General features: G+C 41.5%; 16 protein-coding genes. 15 read left to right on the top strand and 1 reads right to left on the bottom strand.

Annotated features, from left to right (window positions below):
- Nucleotides 1-92: 92 nt before the first annotated feature.
- The 8 genes from JOD02_RS08280 (at nucleotide 93) to JOD02_RS08315 (ending at nucleotide 10,020) form a co-directional block, all read left to right on the top strand.
- Nucleotides 93-1,376 (top strand): metallophosphoesterase family protein, encoded by a 1,284-nt coding sequence (locus tag JOD02_RS08280; RefSeq protein WP_204488656.1) that lies wholly within the window; start codon nucleotides 93-95, stop codon nucleotides 1,374-1,376.
- Complete coding sequence (locus JOD02_RS08285) at nucleotides 1,373-4,243, top strand: AAA family ATPase (protein WP_204488658.1); 2,871 nt, start codon at nucleotides 1,373-1,375, stop codon at nucleotides 4,241-4,243. The genes JOD02_RS08280 and JOD02_RS08285 overlap by 4 nt, the downstream gene beginning before the upstream one ends.
- Nucleotides 4,244-4,702: 459 nt before the next feature.
- Entirely contained in the window at nucleotides 4,703-5,233 is a 531-nt protein-coding gene (locus tag JOD02_RS08290) for a nitroreductase family protein (protein WP_204488660.1), read from the top strand.
- 114 nt (nucleotides 5,234-5,347) lie between these two features.
- Nucleotides 5,348-6,028: a 4Fe-4S binding protein gene (locus JOD02_RS08295; protein WP_204488662.1), complete on the top strand. Its 681-nt coding sequence runs from the start codon at nucleotides 5,348-5,350 to the stop codon at nucleotides 6,026-6,028.
- A 66-nt stretch (nucleotides 6,029-6,094) separates the two neighbouring features.
- Nucleotides 6,095-6,418: a cupin domain-containing protein gene (locus JOD02_RS08300; protein ID WP_204488663.1), complete on the top strand. Its 324-nt coding sequence runs from the start codon at nucleotides 6,095-6,097 to the stop codon at nucleotides 6,416-6,418.
- 154 nt (nucleotides 6,419-6,572) lie between these two features.
- The gene (locus JOD02_RS08305) at nucleotides 6,573-6,761 is read left to right on the top strand and encodes a ferredoxin (protein ID WP_204488665.1); all 189 of its coding nucleotides are present in this window, start codon (nucleotides 6,573-6,575) and stop codon (nucleotides 6,759-6,761) included.
- 371 nt (nucleotides 6,762-7,132) lie between these two features.
- Nucleotides 7,133-7,888 (top strand): CRISPR-associated endoribonuclease Cas6, encoded by a 756-nt coding sequence (gene cas6 / locus JOD02_RS08310; RefSeq protein ID WP_204488667.1) that lies wholly within the window; start codon nucleotides 7,133-7,135, stop codon nucleotides 7,886-7,888.
- A 350-nt stretch (nucleotides 7,889-8,238) separates the two neighbouring features.
- A complete protein-coding gene (locus tag JOD02_RS08315; RefSeq protein ID WP_204488669.1) occupies nucleotides 8,239-10,020 on the top strand; it encodes a TIGR02556 family CRISPR-associated protein in 1,782 nt (593 codons plus the stop codon).
- A gap of 57 nt (nucleotides 10,021-10,077) precedes the next feature.
- Here JOD02_RS08315 and JOD02_RS08320 read toward each other — a convergent pair whose 3' ends face one another.
- Nucleotides 10,078-11,760, bottom strand: a complete 1,683-nt coding sequence (locus JOD02_RS08320) for an IS1634 family transposase (RefSeq protein WP_204488671.1) — start codon at nucleotides 11,758-11,760, stop codon at nucleotides 10,078-10,080.
- 113 nt (nucleotides 11,761-11,873) lie between these two features.
- Between JOD02_RS08320 and cas7b the strand changes: the two genes are divergently transcribed.
- The 7 genes from cas7b to JOD02_RS08355 all read left to right on the top strand — a co-directional run bounded on the left by cas7b (nucleotide 11,874) and on the right by JOD02_RS08355 (nucleotide 18,159).
- Nucleotides 11,874-12,773 (top strand): type I-B CRISPR-associated protein Cas7/Csh2, encoded by a 900-nt coding sequence (cas7b, locus tag JOD02_RS08325; RefSeq protein ID WP_204488943.1) that lies wholly within the window; start codon nucleotides 11,874-11,876, stop codon nucleotides 12,771-12,773.
- A 12-nt stretch (nucleotides 12,774-12,785) separates the two neighbouring features.
- Complete coding sequence (gene cas5b / locus JOD02_RS08330; protein WP_204488673.1) at nucleotides 12,786-13,502, top strand: type I-B CRISPR-associated protein Cas5b; 717 nt, start codon at nucleotides 12,786-12,788, stop codon at nucleotides 13,500-13,502.
- Entirely contained in the window at nucleotides 13,477-15,846 is a 2,370-nt protein-coding gene (gene cas3, locus JOD02_RS08335) for a CRISPR-associated helicase Cas3' (protein ID WP_204488675.1), read from the top strand. The genes cas5b and cas3 overlap by 26 nt, the downstream gene beginning before the upstream one ends.
- On the top strand, nucleotides 15,840-16,334 hold the full coding sequence (gene cas4, locus JOD02_RS08340) for a CRISPR-associated protein Cas4 (protein ID WP_204488677.1): 495 nt from the start codon (nucleotides 15,840-15,842) through the stop codon (nucleotides 16,332-16,334). Before cas3 ends, cas4 begins: the two co-directional genes overlap by 7 nt.
- A gap of 15 nt (nucleotides 16,335-16,349) precedes the next feature.
- A complete protein-coding gene (gene cas1b / locus JOD02_RS08345) occupies nucleotides 16,350-17,342 on the top strand; it encodes a type I-B CRISPR-associated endonuclease Cas1b (RefSeq protein ID WP_204488679.1) in 993 nt (330 codons plus the stop codon).
- A gap of 449 nt (nucleotides 17,343-17,791) precedes the next feature.
- Nucleotides 17,792-17,986, top strand: coding sequence for a hypothetical protein (locus JOD02_RS08350; protein ID WP_204488680.1), 195 nt, complete (start codon nucleotides 17,792-17,794; stop codon nucleotides 17,984-17,986).
- A gap of 35 nt (nucleotides 17,987-18,021) precedes the next feature.
- Entirely contained in the window at nucleotides 18,022-18,159 is a 138-nt protein-coding gene (locus tag JOD02_RS08355; RefSeq protein WP_204488682.1) for a hypothetical protein, read from the top strand.
- The last annotated feature ends 255 nt before the right edge of the window (nucleotides 18,160-18,414 follow it).

An 18,414-nucleotide genomic window follows, 5' to 3' on the forward strand; every position in this document is an offset into this window, starting at 1 on the left:
ATGGGCACAAAGCAAAAAACTCCTTTACAAAAGCAGCTGAAATTATCTGAGAAGATGTGGTAAAATGTTGTTATAAGATAAAGGAGGGCCGCATGGTGGGGGTCAAACTTTTGCATTTAGCCGATGTCCATCTGGATACGCCTTTTCAGGTCAGGACAAAGGATATGCGTATGTTTTTGCGTCAGGCAATTCGTCAAGCTTTCCAAAAGGCCGTGGATTTAGCTATATCCAAAAACGTACACGCCGTCCTCATCGCAGGGGACCTGTTTGATAACCAGACTTTGAGTTTTTCTACAGAAAAGTTTATGGTAGAGCAGATGAAAAGGCTTTATGAAGCTCAAATACCGGTGTTTTATGCTCCGGGCAACCATGACCCGGCGGGTGTGATGTACCGAAGAAGCTTGATTGAATGGTCCGACAATGTGAAGGTGTTCAATACCAAGCAGCCTGAAACTTGCCCTGTCTATGACAGAGAAGGACGGCTTGTGGCCTGGGTCACGGGAGCAGGCCATGAAGGCCCCAGGGAAAAGGATAACATCATCAAGGATTTTCCGCGGGCTGGGGATGCTGATATACCCCATATAGGGCTTGCGCATGTCTGGGTTACCGGTGCAAGGGGTGAGGGGGAGCACGACAGGTACGCTCCCTGTACTCTTGAGGATATAATAGACAAGTGTTATACCTACTGGGCGCTGGGGCACATTCATACCAGAGTTCATCTGGCTGAGAAGCCGCTGGTGATATACCCCGGTAATCTAGTGGGGCGACACCATGGTGAAGAGGGTTTAAAGGGAGCCTATTTGGTGGAGATAGATGAACCAGGTCGAGTTAAGGCTGAATTTTATCCTGTGGCGCCGGTGCGCTGGGCCACGTTTAAAGTGAATAATCTCTCTCAAGCGAGAACCCTGGCCGAATTGCAGGAACATATATATAAAGCGGTGGTAAATCAGCTTGAAAATGAGAAGCAAAGTGGGGGGATGCATGATGTCATAGCCAGAGTGTTGCTGGAGGGACCGTGCCTGCTGTATAGCCAGCTCCGCCTTCAGGAGATTGGGTGTACCCATGAAGAAAATATCCAGGTGCTGGAAGAGTATTTATATAATGCCCTGGGGTTTAGATATGTGGAAGTGGTTCCTGATGGGCTTACTCGCCCTGTAGTGCCCGCATCTTACAGAGGGCAGCCCCATGTACTAGGCGTTGCCCTGGATATCCTACAGGAAGCCAAAACCGATCCGCAGGTTTTGCTTAAGTTAAAGCCTGACATACTAGCCGGCTGTCCTGCGATGGACACCGGTGACGTCATTGCTTATCTTCATGAGTTGCTTGAAGGGCTGGATTATGAGGTGACGGCTCGGCTGATGGAGGAGATGGTATGAGGTTTCAAAAGTTAAAGGCGCAGGCCTTTGGCTGCTTAAAAGATTGGGAAAGCCCGCCCCTCAAGCCGGGCCTTATACTGGTGTTTGGACGAAATGAATCGGGCAAAAGCACGCTTTTTAACCTTATAACCACGCTGTTTTACGGCTGGTATCCGGCAAACAGGGAGGCAAATCCCTATATTCCGTGGGGAGAGGCAGAGGCTGTCTGCGAAGGCGAGCTTCTCATAGAAGAAGGGGAAGTAGTTACCGTCAGCCGCAGGTTGAGGAATACTCCTATAGGAATGTTGATTCAGGCAGATAGGGTGATCGAGCTCAGAAACAGAACGCTGCCGTATGTAGAGGTCTTGCCGCGAGAGGTTTTTAGGGAAGTTTACGCTGTTGAACTAAACGATTTGAAATTTCCTCAGCAGAGGGCATGGGAGACTATGCAGCAGTTGCTGCTAGGTGGGCAGTTTGGCTCTTTCCTCAGACCGATAAGCCAAGTGGCCGAGGAGTTGGAAGAAGAGGCCAACCGCCTTTGGCGTCCTGACAGAAGGGGTAAGCCACGGGCTAGGGAAATAGGGGAACGGCTGAGGGAGCTCAGAACCTTACGTGAAGAGGCTAGAATAAGGGAAGAACGGCTGCGCCAGGCGCAGATGGAGCTGGCTGAGCGCCAGCGCATGCTGGAAGAGAACATAACCAAAAAATCTCGGCTGATAGCATATATAGATCGCTGCGAACGGCTAAATCCCGTGAGAAAGAAGCTCAAGAGGATACAGGAACTTAAGGAGATGTCGGCTTATGCGGCCAATTATGATGACCTGCCGGAGGACCCGGGCGGACGCTTAAAAAATATTGAAGCGCAGCTGGAGGAGTTGAGGTTTCAAAGGACCAGGCTGGAAGGGAAAAGGCTCCAGTTGGAAGGAGTGATACAGGCCTTTACTGAACGGGACCAGGTACTGCTGGGTCGTGCCGCGGAGATCAAGCTGCTTATCAAGTCGTATGACCGTATAAGGGCGGATCAGGAGGAGCTTAAGAATTTAGAGTTTGATATAAAGAGCAAGGGCGAACAGCTCAAACAGCATGCCTCTGAGGTGTTGGTAGGTGGTTGGAGGCCGGAGCTTGCAAAAGCGTTAGGCGCTGTTGATACGGCTGTATTGAAAGTAGCAATAGATTCATTCAGGCAGGCGCAGGAGCGTTATCAGGAACAGATAAACAGGGTTGAGGCTTTGAAGGTAAGCGCAAGGCAAAGACGAAGTGCCGGGTTTGTACCATGGTTTTCTGGAGCGTTTTCCATGTTGGGAATGCTGGGGTTCACACTGGCCAATGCGGTGGAAGCAAAATTTTTATCTGCACTTGTGATGGTGACAGGGGTAATTTTGCTGCTGACATGGTGGCTTTTTGGCAGAAGGTCTATTGAACACCCTGAGCTTAAACTTGAGGAAAAGCGCCTTCAGCAGCTATATGAGGAAGTAGAAGAGGCGCGTGCTCGTATTAAGATGCTGCTAAGCGGTGTACCGGTTGTACCCCAGAGGCTTGAATCCCCCGATAGCACCCTGCTGCTAGATATAAGCAGATTAAAGGAGCTGTTACAAGATATAAAGGAGAGCTTGGGTAGAAAGGATGTAATCGTTGAGCGGATAATCCAGACAGAGCGCAGGGCATTGAAATTGCTTGGGGAATGTGGGCTGGATGAAAACTGGGTTGGTAACAACTTTGAATCGTTTTATGATAACCGGAACAATGACGGTCATTCCGGCGCCGGCGTTTTATCGAACAACCACGACAAGGGTTCTAGTGCAGGAGCTTTTACGGGCGTGTATAACGACGCAATGCACGGAGGGTACCGTGAGGTTATTAACAGTGCAAGGCAGAGGGATGCGCTCGGAATGATAGACCTTCTTCAGGTCATGCTGCAGGAAGCCGAAAGGCGCTATCAGGATGCACAAAATGCAAAGGGACAGCTGGAGGACTTGAAACTGGAATTATCCAAGGTCGATGGGACGATAGCACAGCTTGAAAGAGAGAAGAGTTACATACTGTTACGCTTAAATGAACTGCCTGGCAAGGATATAGATGCCAAGATTGAAGGGCTTATGAAGGCCAGGATACTGGCACGCCAGGCTGATAGTATACTGGAGGACTTAAGAAGGGATTATCCTGACTTAGAGGACATAGAGAGGGAGGTCATGGAACTCACTCAAAAAGATGAAGAGCGGGCATTTGACGATGATACGTTGGCGCGGGCGAAGGCTGAGCGGGACCAGATAGAACAGGAGCTCAATGTTCTTAATAATGAGATAGGTACATTGAAAAAGGAGATTGAGATTGCGATGGGGCAGGGGAATATGGATGAGATAGAAGGCGAGATTGCCCTGCTCGAAGCGGAACTCAAAAGAATAGCCCGGCAGAGAGATAGGCTCCTTCTTATGAGGAACGTGATACTGGAGGCTGAAAAGCGATTTAGAGAGGAGCACCAGCCTGATGTTTTAAAGAAAGCTGGCAGGTATCTTTCGGCTATCACCGATGGAAGGTATACACATTTGTTTACAAAAGAGGGCCAGCAGGCTACCCTGCTTGTCAAATGCGTTGATATCGATGAGCTGATAGAGGTAAAAGAGGGATTTTTGAGCCGGGGCACTCTTGAGCAGGTATACCTTTCGCTACGCTTGGCTTTTATGGAACATTTAGATCCGGTAGGAAATTCCATGCCGGCCTTTCTCGACGAGGTATTTGTCAACTGGGATGGTTTCCGCCTGGACAATGGTTTCGCCTTGTTAAAAGAGCTGGCAGAGAAGCGCCAGGTTTTTATCTTTACCTGTCACGATTGGTTAGTGGAAAGGTTGACAGATAAGCTGGATGCTCAGGTAGTGGAACTGGGGATGTAAGGGAGCAAGTAAGTGGGTGCCGTAAAGCGGTTTTACCTTGGGCTGTTAAACTTATAGATGCTTTGGTTCATCGGTTTTTTGTTATAACTATAAATGAGCAAATTTTCTGGTAATTAATTACCATACTTGATTTATGGAGTGTGTCATCCCATCATTTTGTATTCTGGAAAGCTTTATATCTCTCAGAAATACCGAATGGAAATTTACTGGAAGCATTTTTGCTCATTTATAATTATAAAAAAATCTGTAAGAATTCAGCCTGTTACGGGAAACCGCTGTTTAAGGAGAAAGTTAGCGGGTATTATTTAAACAGTAATTGAAAAAAAGATGTTTTGGTAATCGAATAAGGGCGTCTTAAAAACGGATGTTTATGTAAGCAGTGTTTTAAAGAATGTCTAAGTGGTGTACGTGGTAGTATAATAAAAATTAAGTTTACATAAAATACAGGGGGTGTATCTTATGGATTTTTTGCAGCTTGCAAAAAGCAGGTATTCATGCCGCAGCTACAAAAACGTGCCGGTGGAAAAGGAGAAGCTGGAAAAGATACTTGAAGCAGGCAGGGTAGCCCCTTCAGCTTGTAACCTGCAGCCTTTCTACTTTGTCGTGGTCACAGACGAGGAGCTTAAGGAAAAGGTGGCCGCGACTTATGGGGGGAAATGGCTTAAGGAAGCGCCGGTAATTGTTGTGGCCTGTGGTGACCACAGCAGGTCATGGAAGAGGAGCGACGGCAAGGACCATTGCGATATCGACGTGGCCATCGCGGTGGACCACATGACGCTGGCGGCAGCCGAACTGGGGTTGGGCACATGCTGGATTTGTGCATTTAATGCTGCGAAGTGTCGCGAGGTTTTAAATCTTCCTGCCCACATTGAGCCGGTGGTTCTTTTGCCGATAGGCTATCCTGCCGATAAAGGGAATCCGGATAGGCATGGGTTGCAGCGCAAGAGCCTTGATGCCATAGTGTGCTGGAATGGTTTTAAGGGAGCCTGATGGGAATAGGCCCCCATGTTTTTTCCACCCCTTGAAAACGGTAACATCAGATACCGAATTTTGCATCCATATGTCATACAATGGATATGTAAAATGGAATGAGGGGTGGATAAGATGGCAAAGGCTGTGCAGGTCTTTTCTCAATGGGTGTTTGTGGTCTTATTTTTTATGCTCGTTGATTTGGGAAGGATTCATCTATGGATGGGCATATTTATTTTGAGTGTGATTTTGACGCCATTTTTAGGAAGGTTTTACTGCGGATGGCTGTGCCCAATAAACACTGTTATGAACATTGTGACGCGGATTAAGCAGAGGTTTCATATTAAGGATTTAGCTGTGCCTGAATCCCTGAGAAAGCCGGTTTACCGCTATTTGGTTCTTTTTACTTTTTTTCTCTTGTTTACATTTGTGATGGTAAGCGGAAAAAAGCTTCCTGTTTTGCCGGGATTGCTGACTGTGGGAGTGCTCCTCACCTTATTTTTCACTGAAAAATTGTGGCACAGATATTTATGTCCGTATGGCACCATTTTGAGCATGATGGGTAAGTTGTCAAGAAGAGGCTATCAGGTCATTGAGCAGGCTTGCATATCCTGTGGTATATGCAGCAGGGTATGTCCGGCCGATGCTGTTAGGGAAACATCACCTTTATCCTCGGGGGGTGGCGATGAAACCAAGAATTTTTCAATAGGGGACAAGAATTTACACAAAAAAACATACGGCATAAATAAAAAAGAATGTCTTTTGTGTGGTATATGCGCTGATAGGTGTCCTAAAAACGCTATCGTATATCGATAAACTGCTACGTCTGGGTAGGTAGCATATAATATTGGGTAAGTGACATATAAGGAAGGAAGTGATTTTATGATAGAGAAAAAATTTGTGTTTCAACAGGTGGATGATAAGGTTATAGAAAAGATAGTGGACGATGAGAATGTGAATATAAACCATATGATACTTAAAAAGGGTGATGCCCTGCCACAACACTATTCCAATTCAAATGTGTATATGATTGTGGTAAGGGGGAACATCACGGTGCAGCTGGATGCTCAAGAACCACATGTTTATCCTGCCGGAACCATATTGAATATTCCTTATAACACTAAGATGAATGTGTACAACCAGCATGATGAGGTATTGGAATTCTTTGTGGTGAAAGCGCCCAGTCCAAGGTTTTATGGCAAGTGATAGGAGAAATTTTGCTTGATGGGGGATTGGATTATCTTGACAAAAAGTTATCATTGTTGAGAAAAAACATTGTTCGACAATATTTTTAAACGGGCGAGAGGCGAGTTGGAACAAGAAAATATGTCAATAAATTATATTGAAGGGAGAGGAGTATATGAAAGCATTTGTGGATAAAGACGCATGCATAGGGTGCGGACTGTGTACAGACGTGTGCCCCGATGTCTTCAGCATGGGGAACGACGGATTTGCAGTGGCCATAGAGGGAGATATCCCCGATGATGCTGAAGGGTGCGCAAAGGATGCTCAGGAACAGTGCCCGACCGGAGCTATCAGATTGGAATAAAAAAGTACTTTTATCATTTTGACAAGAGTGTCAATTAATACCAATTTTTACAAGAGAAGTTAGCATGGTGTTTAATAATGGTCATAAGGCAGAGTAACGGCTGTAGCGTGAGAAATTTTAGTTGCTACAGCCTTTTTTATTGTGATTACCAACTTATAATTGGGATTTTTTGCATACAAAGAAGGATTTTAAAAAGGCATGGAGAAATAATTTAATAAACCTGATTCCTGTTGATATATTTTGTGTGCATCATGTAAAGTTTAAAAATTCAATTAATATATAGTTTGACAAAAGATATACCTTTCACACTACGATAATGACATATAGCTTTTGTGGACAAGATTAAGATATAAGCGAAGGGGCAGAGAGAAGTGAGGATAAAACTTACCTTTGATGCTGATCAAAAAGTAATTATACCCGTTCAGTACAACTACCTTGTACAGGCTATGATTTACGGTAATATTTCACGCGAGCTTTCGGATTTCCTCCATGACCAGGGTTTTATAATAGACGGCAGGCAGTTTAAGCTGTTTACTTTTTCGCGACTCATAGGTCGTTTTAAGATGAAAGGCAGCAAAATAGAGTTTACACCTCCCGTAAATCTTATCGTGGCTTCGCCGGTTGAGAGGTTCTTGCGCGAGCTGGCAGAGGGCATGCTGAGAAACGATAATCTCACTTTGTACGGGCAAAGGCTGATGCTGAGCAGCGTAGCGGTGTACAATGGTTATGAAGATGTGGACTTTGATGAAGAGGTAACTATAAAGATGCTGTCGCCGGTTGTGGCTTACAGCACCGTTAAAAAAGGCAGCGGCTCGCGAACCGTCTATTTTTCGCCATGGGATGAGTGGTTTTCTGAACTTATCAGGATAAACCTTGAGCGGAAGTATCAGCTTATATACGGCCAAAAGCTGGAGGACAGCGATATAAGGATAGAGCCTCTAGGTCCCAAAGATGACCGATACTGCAAGGTACTGCAGTACAAGGATACCGTGATAAAAGGGTGGAATGGCATATACAGGCTAAGGGGTGATAGAAGGCTCATCAAAGTGGCGTATGAGGCAGGATTGGGCAGCAAGAATTCCCAGGGTTTTGGGTGTTTTGATGTTATAAAGGGGTTGAGAAAATAAAAATTTTTGTGCAAATTTAACAAAGTTTATGCCAAAAATTTTATAGGACAAAAATAGTGTCTGATTAGGTGGTATAATAAGAGTAAGGGGTCAGGGAAGGGGGATTATTTAGCAGCTAAAATTTAAATTGTTGTTGTTTATAGGTAAAAACTATTTATAGGTGATTTGCCTATTTTGTCAAGAACGCTCTCGAAAAGTAATTGTGAAGCATACAGAGAGACCTGGAAATTTAGATGGAAATGTTATAGGACATTGAGAGGTGAAACTGAAAAGCTAAACTTTGAAACATACATAAGTAAAGCTCTTAGACTTTAAGGGCGTACAATCAAACAAAAAGGGGGGAGTAAGTTGTGCTGGTAGCTGTCAAGGAGATAGGGCAGCTTAGGATCAAGCAAGAAAAACTGGATCCTTTAGAAGTGCTGGTAGAAGACCCTGATTCAAATGGCAGTTATAAAAAAGTGATAGCCATTGTTTTGGAGCAAAAATCAGATGGAGCATGGGATTTCAAAGAAGTAGGGCCTGAAGAGTATGACAAATCAAAGGTTATGAGGTACCTATATAAAAGCGGTGCTGCCAATGGGGCAGATTTTACACCTACAGCGAGGGTAAGTGGTAAGCCTGGCGTGACGTTTGATAACAAGATAATAGGCTGGTTTGATATTCTTGAAGAAAGAGATTTACCCATATCAAAAGAGGAAAGGGAGTTTTTGAATCAAATCAAAGAAGCGTTGAGTAAAAACGCCGATTATCTAAAAAACGAAATCATTCGAATAAGGGAAGAGACCCCAAATAAAATAGGTATAGTGGTAACGCTTAAGTTTAGGCAAAAGTCCGAAGAAAAGTATGTAGGTGATTTCCCCGTTTTTAAGCAACTGCTTTTATATCAGGTTGATGAGAAGAATCAAAGGTGTGCAGCCAAAAACAAAGTTTGTTCTATATGCGGTGAGAAAAAGGATTTGGTGATAGGGAACCTTGATACATATGCATTTTACACTCTAGATAAAATCGGCTATATAACTAGCGGTTTTAAAGAAAAAGACGCGTGGAAGAATTTCCCTGTGTGCAGGGAGTGTAAGTTTGCGCTGGACGAAGGTAAAAAGTATATCGAAAATCATTTGACTTTTAAGTTTTGTGGAATAAAATACAATCTCATCCCTAAATTTATCATGGGGGCTGAAATGATTCCTGAAGAAGTTCTTGATATATTTGCTAATACCTCTAAATTGGTTTCGCTTAAGCAGGAAGCTATAGACAGGATTACAACCGACGAAGACGATATTTTATACTATTTGAAAGACATTAAAGATGTTATAGCTCTTAACTTCCTCTTTATTAATAAAACGAATGCTGCTGAAAGGATCCTTTTATTGATAGAAGACGTATTCCCATCTCGCATCCGAAGAATATTCGATGCAAAATACAAAACCGATGCAGTTTTTTCAAACACTTTTACATTTGGCTCCATAAGAAGTTTCTTTGCCAAATCCGATCCCAATAAGAGAGAGTATGACCTAGATGGATATTTCCTTGACATAGTGGACAGGGTGTTTAAGGGCAGGCCAGTTAGCTATCATTTCTTGCTGAAGTTCATCATGAAAAAAGTAAGGCATGAGTTTATAAATGACGGTTATTTTTATCAGGCCGTTAAAGATGGCTTGATGACAATATACTTCTTGCAGACGTTAGGATTAATAGAAATGGAGGAGGAGGTTATGGAAGAAAGGGTTTTTGACGGGCTATTTGCAAAATATGGACCGGCATTTGAGACACCTCTTAAAAGGGGCTTGTTTCTCATGGGAGCCCTTACTGAGCTGCTGCTGCGGAAGCAGTACAAAGAAAGAGGTGCAAAGCCGTTTATGAAAAACTTAAAGAGCTTGAAGATGAATGAGAGTGACTTTAAGGGACTCCTGCCTAAAATACAAAACAAGCTGGAAGAATACAATGCTTTTGATAAAGGAAAAAGGATTTTAGCAAGGGAAGCAGCTAATTATTTATTGTTAGCTCAAGACAAGTGGCAAATGCCGGTCGATGAGCTCAACTTCTATTTTGCAGCGGGTATGAACATGGTGGATGAAGTGGCTAGAATAATTTATCCTGATGAAAAGCCTGAAGAAATTCAAATTCAAGAATAAAACCATATGAATGAGGAGGTATGTAAGATGTCTACTATAAAACTCACATTTCGCATGTTAAAAAATGGAATTTATCTTTTTCGTGTAAATGTCAGGACTAAAACCCAACCATTCTAGCATCTTCAATATCTTTGGTGAAGTATCATTTGGCAAATATAGATCACCATTGAAATATATAACCAACACTGTCTCCAATACTTCAAGTATAGTCCTAACCGAGGGCCGAGTCGATTTTTGACCATTAGGCTGAATATAAAACTCTCCCCTCTCCCTCAATGCCTTCCTTACTCTGTACTCTAAATAACTCGCTATCAGCAAAACAAGTATAAAGACATACCCCAGCGCTTCTACTCGCTCAGGTTTCTTTAAATATACTGGCCCTAAATACACTGGACTTTTTAAAAACTTAAATGCCTGCTCTATTGAACTTTGCCCTTTATATTCCGCCAGTATCCTCCATCCAGGATATTTCTCTCTATCCATAACTGAAGTAATGAGAACAAATGTCGATTCCATAAATAAGTCTTTCTCACATGCCATGTCGTCCCTCTCACCTATAGTATGTTTTACATAATAACTCACCGTCTCCTCATACCTATCTTCCGTGCCAGGCCTCCCTTTTCTACTATATTTACGGCTAACCTTCTCTTCTATATAAGCCTCTACATTGTAATGCATTGACTTAACTTTCTCCATAAAAGCCACACTCTCCCGCATTGCATCTTCAATACATGCAAATGCCCTCTTCCCTATACTCTTAGCCTCCTTCTCAAGTTCCCTCTTCTCTTTCTCCCACCGCCTCTGCAATGTCTTTATCTTCTGCTCCCTCAACGAATTTGTATGTACTAATACAAATCGATATGGTTTCCCATCTATAGCCTCCACAAATTCATAAATCCTGTATTCTGCTGCATCTTTACGTGAAGACTCACTTAATACCCCTACTTCTTCCCAATTTACCCCCTGCCATGCCTTCTCTTTCCACTCCGAAACACACGAAAAATTCTCAGGTAAACGTGATATAAACTTTATTCCCTCCAGCTGCCTTAATGATTCATATGAAGATACAGTCGCTGAATCCCCTACAAATATAATATCTCTATATTGTTGCCCCTCAAAAAATACCTTCATCTCCTTTATTGCCTCTGGGTTCCATTCACGATCTGATTTGTTGCCAGATAAAAGCTGACCCATTACAGGAAGTCCACTCTGCTGTACTGCTGCCCCTATCTTGAATTGCTTAAGGTCAGGCCTATTATCTTTGCTGTAACCATAGCAGATTATAAAGTCGTTATTCTCATCCCCTTCATACAACCCTTCTACAGAAATAGATGTTGTATCCAAATGTAGGCTCTCTATAGTCAAATTATGGGCCTTTAACATGTTAAGACATATACGGCTGACAAGCTCTTTCATGTTTACTGTATGCAGTTTGTCTAAAGCACGAGCAAATGCATCATCGTTTAATTGTTCTACTGTAATACCGCTATCCTCTAACATGAATCCAAGCTTTTGTTTCCTCCAATACTCTTCAATTTTCCATAGAGGCTGTCTCCTATGCATTATAGTTACTACCAATACTTCTATTAAGAATCCTGGCGAAACCTTGGAATTATCGACTTTCCATTCTACCATATCATTGACAGTCTCTGCTATTTTTGCAATACGGCACATCTCAAACAATACTGGTATGCTAGAGGCATTGTATGCCACAATGTTCTTAACATCATTTATATCCATTCACAATCACCCCTGCATCTTTCTACAGGGGATATATATTCGACAAAAAATTCAAAAATCCTTTTGGTAATAAATGTAATTAAATTGTTAGTTTTTTACATGCGGAGACTCGGATAAAAAACAGGTCTGAAATACTTTTCCTTTATGATGTGACGGATGCCAATCCCAACGGTGATCCGGTGGATGAAAACAAGCCCAGGATCGATGAGGAGACAGGGGTCAATATAGTGACAGATGTGAGGCTAAAGAGGACTGTGAGGGATTACCTGCATGACTTTAAGGGTTTGGATGTATTCATACTTGAAATACGAGATTCGGACGGCAATTTAAAAACTAAAGAGGAAAGAATAGCTGATTTTAAAGATAATGCTGATATTGTGAAAAAATGCATTGATGTAAGGCTTTTCGGAGCTACCATTGCGGTTAGGGATAAGACCTTAACGTTGACAGGGCCTGTACAGTTCAAGTTCGGCAGGTCATTGCACAGAGTCAATATGATGTATGTAAAGGGTACTACTGTAATGCCTTCGCAGCAGGACAAAAAGCAGGGGACATTTACAGAGAAGTATATACTCCCTTATTCCTTGATAGCATTCTACGGCATTGTGAATGAAAATGCGGCAGCAACCCAGGGGATTGACCTGACAGAGCAGGATATCATGTATTTGTTAGAGGGGCTGTGGAATGGGACCAAGAACCTTATATCTACTTCAAAAGCTGGGCAGATGCCAAGATTGCTGCTACAAGTTGTATATAAGGAAAAGAATTTCCATTTAGGGGAATTGGATAAGAGGATAAAATTTGTGAGCGACAAAAACGATGAGGAGATCCGAGACATAAAAGATGGAAAGCTGGATATCACTGAGCTGGTAAATGCTCTAAAGGCTCACAAGGATGCCATTGAAAAGATCAATTATAAGGTGGATGAGCGTGTGATTTTGGTGTCAGATGAGGTAGAGGTATCAATAAAGGAGGCTTTGGCCGGTTTTAATTTAAGCGAACTTCCGTTTTAAGGGGTATGGGATATGAAAGTGTTGGTATTTGACGTATTTGGCGATTTTGGACATTTTAAGAAATTTTATACTACTTCATCGCCTCTTACCTTTTCTTTCCCTCCCCCACCTACCGTAAAGGGAATGTTAGGTGCAATAATAGGGGCGGATAAAAGCGAATATTTAAATGTATTTTCATCTAACAACTGTAAAATTGCTATAAGGATTCTCTTGCCGGTAAAAAAGATTAGAATGGGAATGAATCATATTAACACCAAGGGCAACTACTGGATTCCCGTTAAAAAGAAGAACCATGAAGCTCGCACTCAGATTAGGACCGAGTTTTTGAAAAACCCGGCTTATAGAATATACGTATATCACAATGATAGAAGCATTTTTGATAAATTATCAGAATATGTTATGATGCACAAGACGGTTTATACCCTTTCCATGGGTTTAAGCGAGCTTTTGGCCGATTTTAAATACGTGGGGGTATGGGAAGCAGAGGAACATCACATGGGAGAGTGTGAAATTGTCTCTGTAATACCAATGAATGTAGTGAGAGAGTATGGAATACGTTTTGAAGAAGGTAAGAGGTATTTTAAAGAAAAAATGGCTGTTGATATGAAGCAGGACCGCATAGTAGAGCGTTATGAAGACGTATTGTTTGAAGCCCAGGGCAAATCGATTTGTGCACAGACAAAGGTATACTGGGAGGTTGAAAATGGAGAACGCATTGTATTCTTCTGAGCTTTATTCTCATGAGGACAAGGTTTTGGAAGAGCACCTGATAAATGTAGCAGATATAGCTGTACAAAATTTATATAGTGCACCCGACCATATTTTTAAACATTATAGCAAAGACATATTATTGAGGTTAGTTAAAGTTTGTGCCCTATGCCACGATATTGGCAAAGCAACTTTGTATTTCCAGGAGTATTTATTTGCTTCAGGGAGTATTAAAAATAAGCTTAAGGGGAAAGAAGAAACCCATCATGGATTGTTATCTGCGATAGCAGCATATTTTGCTGCTAAAGCAGAGTTTCAAGGTGATACATTTAAAAGCGATGAAGGCATCTTTTTGCCCTTCATCGCTTTTTTGGCTGTTCGTCGCCACCATGGTAACTTTATGGATGTGATGAATGAGGCAATATTGAGCGAAAGAGAAAAAAGCGTTTTGTTAAGACAGGTGGAGAGCATAGATGATTTGAAATTGGCCGTTGTCAATAAAAGTCTCCGTCAAGCGGGATTAAAGGTGGATATAACTGTTGTAAGATTGAAAGAATGGGTTATCTCTTTTCCGGATGAACTGCGGCGTTTGAGGATGGGACTGCGTAAGCTAGAAAAGGCTCGGGATATTGAACCGTATATACTGACTAATTTTGTGTTTTCCCTGTTGATAGATGCTGATAAAAGTGAGGTTACTATAGGAAAAAATGTTGAGCGGCCAAATGTTGATTTGGGAGAATATGTTGTGGATGAGTACAAAACCACTATGGAGATAAAGGATAGTTGGTTAAATAGCTTAAGACAACAAGCATATCATGAGGTCTTGTCTGCTCCGGTGGATTTAAATGCCAAAATCATGTCAATAAATCTTCCCACAGGTCTGGGTAAGACTTTGACATCTCTGGCTTTTGCTTTTAAGCTAAGGAGACAAATTCAGTCAACAAAAGGGTATACCCCACGCATTATATATTCGCTTCCGTTTCTTAGCATCATTGAGCAAAATGCAGAGATAATTGAAAGGGTATTAGCTGTCAATGGGTTTGATGTTGATAATAGCTTATTGTTAAAACATCATCATTTAGCAGAGGTACGCTATAGAAAAGAACAGCAAGAATTCGAAATTGATGACGCTGAGATATTGATAGAGGGATGGAATTCTGAGATAGTGGTCACCACTTTTGTTCAGCTTTTTCACACTTTGCTGTCAAATAAAAATCATGACCTGCGTAAATTTCACCGTTTAAGCGGCAGTATAATCATACTAGATGAAGTGCAGTCTATCCCTACGCGTTATTGGTTGCTTATCGGAGAACTTTTTAAAAAGTTAATCCAGGAACTTGATACTTATGTAATATTTGTAACTGCTACTGAACCTTTAATTTTTTCCAGGAATGATATAAGCTGTTTGGTAAACAGGGAGTTTTATTTTAACAGCATGGATAGGGTGACTATCGTACCAAGGTTAGAGGAGAGTTTAACGCTGGAGGAATTTGTGGAAAGAATTGAATTGCAAAATGATAAAAGCTATTTGTTTATTTTAAATACAATCAACTCGGCAAAAACCTTATACGAGCTTTTAAAAGAAAAAACAGGGGAAGAAATAGCGTATTTGTCGACTCACGTGGTGCCTTATGAAAGGCTTGAACGCATAAAACTCATGAAGGCTGGGAAGGTAAGGCTTGCAGTTACTACGCAGGTGGTGGAGGCAGGTGTGGATATCGATTTTGACGTAGTATATAGAGATTTAGCCCCTCTCGATTCAATAAACCAGGCAGCGGGCCGCTGTAACCGGAATGGCATGAGAAAAGGAGAAGTTATAGTGGTTTCGCTTAAAGATGAAAGAAGGTCATACGCTTCTTATGTTTACGATTCTGTGCTTTTAGATATAACTAGAAAGATACTGCAGGGGAGAGATTTTGTGGCTGAAAGGGACTTTTTAAACATAATTGAAGAATATTACGTTCAAGTACAAGCCAAAAAATCTAATGACCTGTCGAGAGAACTTTTAGAAGCTGTTTACAAGATGAAGTATGAAAGTGTGGATGGTACTAGATGTATAGCGGATTTTAAGCTGATTGAAGAGGATTACCCCAAGGTTGACGTATTTGTTGAATTGAATGAAGAAGCAAAGCAAATTTGGCAGAGATATATACAGATAAAGGAAATAAAAGACTTGTTTGAAAGGAGATTGCACTTTAGCCGCATTAAAGCAGATTTTTATAAGTATACCGTATCGGTACCGCAAAAAATGCAAAACATTCCACCGGCAGTTAAAGATTTTTTGTATGTTTCTAACAATACATTGAATGAATATTACGACAAAAATACCGGTTTTATAACTAAAGGAGTGACTGCAATATGGTAGCCATAACAGGTACTTTGGTACAGAGTTACAATATATGTAAAAGGCAGACATGGCTTATGGCTCATCAAATAGTGCCGGATCAGGACCATCCGTATATAGAGATAGGGCGATTGCTTGACGAAGAAACGTATAGCCGGGACAAGAAGAAAATCAGCTTTGAGAATGTCGTAATTGATATAATAAGGTCAGATGAAGGGGACATAGTGGTGGGAGAGGTAAAAAAGAGCTCTAAAGCACAGGAAAGTGCAAGATTACAGCTTGCCTTTTATCTGTATAAGCTAAAACAGAATGGCATTGATGCCAAGGGGCTATTGTTGTTTCCCGAGGAGAGAAGAAGGATGCCTGTAGAACTTGATTCTGATTTAGAACAGGAATTAGAACACATATTCAAAGGGATAAATCTTGTAGTGTCAATGAGTGTACCACCGCCTCCACAGAAAATAGGTTATTGTAAAAATTGCGGGTATAGAGAATTTTGCTGGGCGTAAAGAGGGTGATTAACATTGAAGAAAGCGATTTATATATTTTCAAGTGGAGAGTTAAAAAGAAAGGACAATACCATATACTTTGAAAATGAAGAAGGGCAGAAATTTATACCTGTTGAGAACACAAGTGAAATCTATATATTTGGTGAGGTGGATGTAAACAAGAGGTTTCTTGAGTTTTTAGCGCAGGCTGAAATAATAATGCACTTTTTCAATCATTATGGGTATTATGTAGGGACATTTTATCCCAGGGAACATTTGAATTCAGGATATATGATATTGAAGCAGGTGGAACACTATCTTGATTTTGAGAAGAGGTTTAATATAGCCTCGGAGTTTGTAAGCGGTGCATCCAAAAATATGAGGCAAGTACTGAAATACTATATAAACAGGGGCAAAGATTTAGGAGCGGTAGAGGAAAATATAAAGGCTCTAGAAGAAAGAGTCGGGAACTGCAAGGATATTGATGAACTTATGGCCATTGAAGGCAATATAAGAGAACATTATTATAAAGCGTTTGATTTAATTCTGGGTAAAGCTGACTTTGCTTTTGAACAGCGTACAAAAAGACCCCCTAAAAATTATTTGAATACTTTAATCAGCTTTGGTAATTCGTTATTGTATACTATTGTATTAAGCGAGATTTATAAAACTCACCTCGATCCCCGCATTGGTTTTTTGCATACTACTAATTTTAGAAGATTTACCCTCAATTTAGATATAGCTGAAATATTTAAGCCGATAATTGTAGATAGAGTGATTTTTACGGTTGTAGGTAAAAATATGATTACCAAAGATGATTTTGAGAAAGGTATGGAAGGATTGATTTTAAAGGAGAAAGCACAAAAGGTATTTGTAGAAGAGATGGAAAATAAATTAAAGACCACTTTTAATCACAGACATCTTGGACGGAATGTATCCTACAGGCGCCTGATAAGGTTGGAATTGTATAAACTGGAAAAACATTTAATAGGAGAGGAAGAGTACAAGGCTTTTGTCATGTATTGGTAAGTGGATAACCATTTGAAGATTAATCTTTAAGCGACTTTTTAACCGTAAAAGTGGGTCCTGCTGTAATTGAGGTAAGACAGGGTTTTAATGAGAAACTGCTGTTTCATGTAGTAAAGGTGTTGAGCAAACTTTTAGAAGAATTGAAGGTTTTTAGCAGCTAGTGTCGAATATAGTAAGTGTTGTGAAGAATACATCAACTGTTGTGATTACAATTGAAGAACACAATAGAGAAAGGAAGTCCCTACCTTAAATAAGGTGGGGATTGTTTTTACGTGCACCCGGCATGGGCGATAACTAGGCGGTGAAAGTCCGCTGTGGGCTTGGTAGTGGGAACCACTAGTCGAACCGCAAGGGTGTCCATCGTGAGGTGGAATCTGAAGTAAGCGGAAGGCAAAATCTCGGTCTGAGGGATACGAACCAGATAAGAGGCTGAATTGGGGCGGACGAGTTTGCATAACAAAACGAAGTCCAACATTACTGAACCCCATACAGTAAATCTGGCAGATATACGAGATGAAAGTTATCGTTCTTACCCGGGGAGGTCTCAAGGATATGTCGTGGGAAATGACAACCCATGCAGTGATGTATGGCTGAGCCTTGAGAAGTCAGCAGGGGCCATAGTACTTATCCGAGATAGGAGATAAGGAGGGGCTGAACGTTAGGAGGTTTTGGAAGTCTAATGTACTCGGACGATATGCGAAGACTGCAGACAACCTCGAAAGGGGGCTATCCACTGGAGGAGGAGATGGAATCTCAGGGGACAGTGGAAGCGCATAGTGTATCGACGGCGTCAGGAGATGGAAGAAACGATGTGTAGTAGTACATCAATTCTAACGAACCGCCGTATACCGGACGGTACGTACGGTGGTGTGAGAGGACGGTAGGTGAAATAATCACCTACCTCCTACTCGATTGTGACATTCTGATAATTGCCAGTTTACAGTTGCTAACTTTGTCAGTTAAAATATTAAAAAAGTCTGAAATTAAGTGATTTTTCTTTGCTTGATTGTACAGTTTGTACCCACAAAATTATGTTTTTGTCAATGGGGGAATTATTTTACGCTTACGGGAT

Source organism: Caldicoprobacter guelmensis, assembly GCF_016908415.1.
Classification (GTDB): domain Bacteria; phylum Bacillota; class Clostridia; order Caldicoprobacterales; family Caldicoprobacteraceae; genus Caldicoprobacter; species Caldicoprobacter guelmensis.

Bases quoted from the DNA above. Each gene is read 5' to 3' on its own strand.
- JOD02_RS08280 (WP_204488656.1), top strand. From the start codon at position 93: ATGGTGGGGGTCAAACTTTTGCATTTAGCCGATGTCCATCTGGATACG.
- JOD02_RS08285 (WP_204488658.1), top strand. From the start codon at position 1,373: ATGAGGTTTCAAAAGTTAAAGGCGCAGGCCTTTGGCTGCTTAAAAGAT.
- JOD02_RS08290 (WP_204488660.1), top strand. From the start codon at position 4,703: ATGGATTTTTTGCAGCTTGCAAAAAGCAGGTATTCATGCCGCAGCTAC.
- JOD02_RS08295 (WP_204488662.1), top strand. From the start codon at position 5,348: ATGGCAAAGGCTGTGCAGGTCTTTTCTCAATGGGTGTTTGTGGTCTTA.
- JOD02_RS08300 (WP_204488663.1), top strand. From the start codon at position 6,095: ATGATAGAGAAAAAATTTGTGTTTCAACAGGTGGATGATAAGGTTATA.
- JOD02_RS08305 (WP_204488665.1), top strand. From the start codon at position 6,573: ATGAAAGCATTTGTGGATAAAGACGCATGCATAGGGTGCGGACTGTGT.
- JOD02_RS08320 (WP_204488671.1), bottom strand. From the start codon at position 11,760: ATGGATATAAATGATGTTAAGAACATTGTGGCATACAATGCCTCTAGC.
- cas5b (WP_204488673.1), top strand. From the start codon at position 12,786: ATGAAAGTGTTGGTATTTGACGTATTTGGCGATTTTGGACATTTTAAG.
- cas3 (WP_204488675.1), top strand. From the start codon at position 13,477: ATGGAGAACGCATTGTATTCTTCTGAGCTTTATTCTCATGAGGACAAG.
- cas4 (WP_204488677.1), top strand. From the start codon at position 15,840: ATGGTAGCCATAACAGGTACTTTGGTACAGAGTTACAATATATGTAAA.
- JOD02_RS08355 (WP_204488682.1), top strand. From the start codon at position 18,022: ATGTACTCGGACGATATGCGAAGACTGCAGACAACCTCGAAAGGGGGC.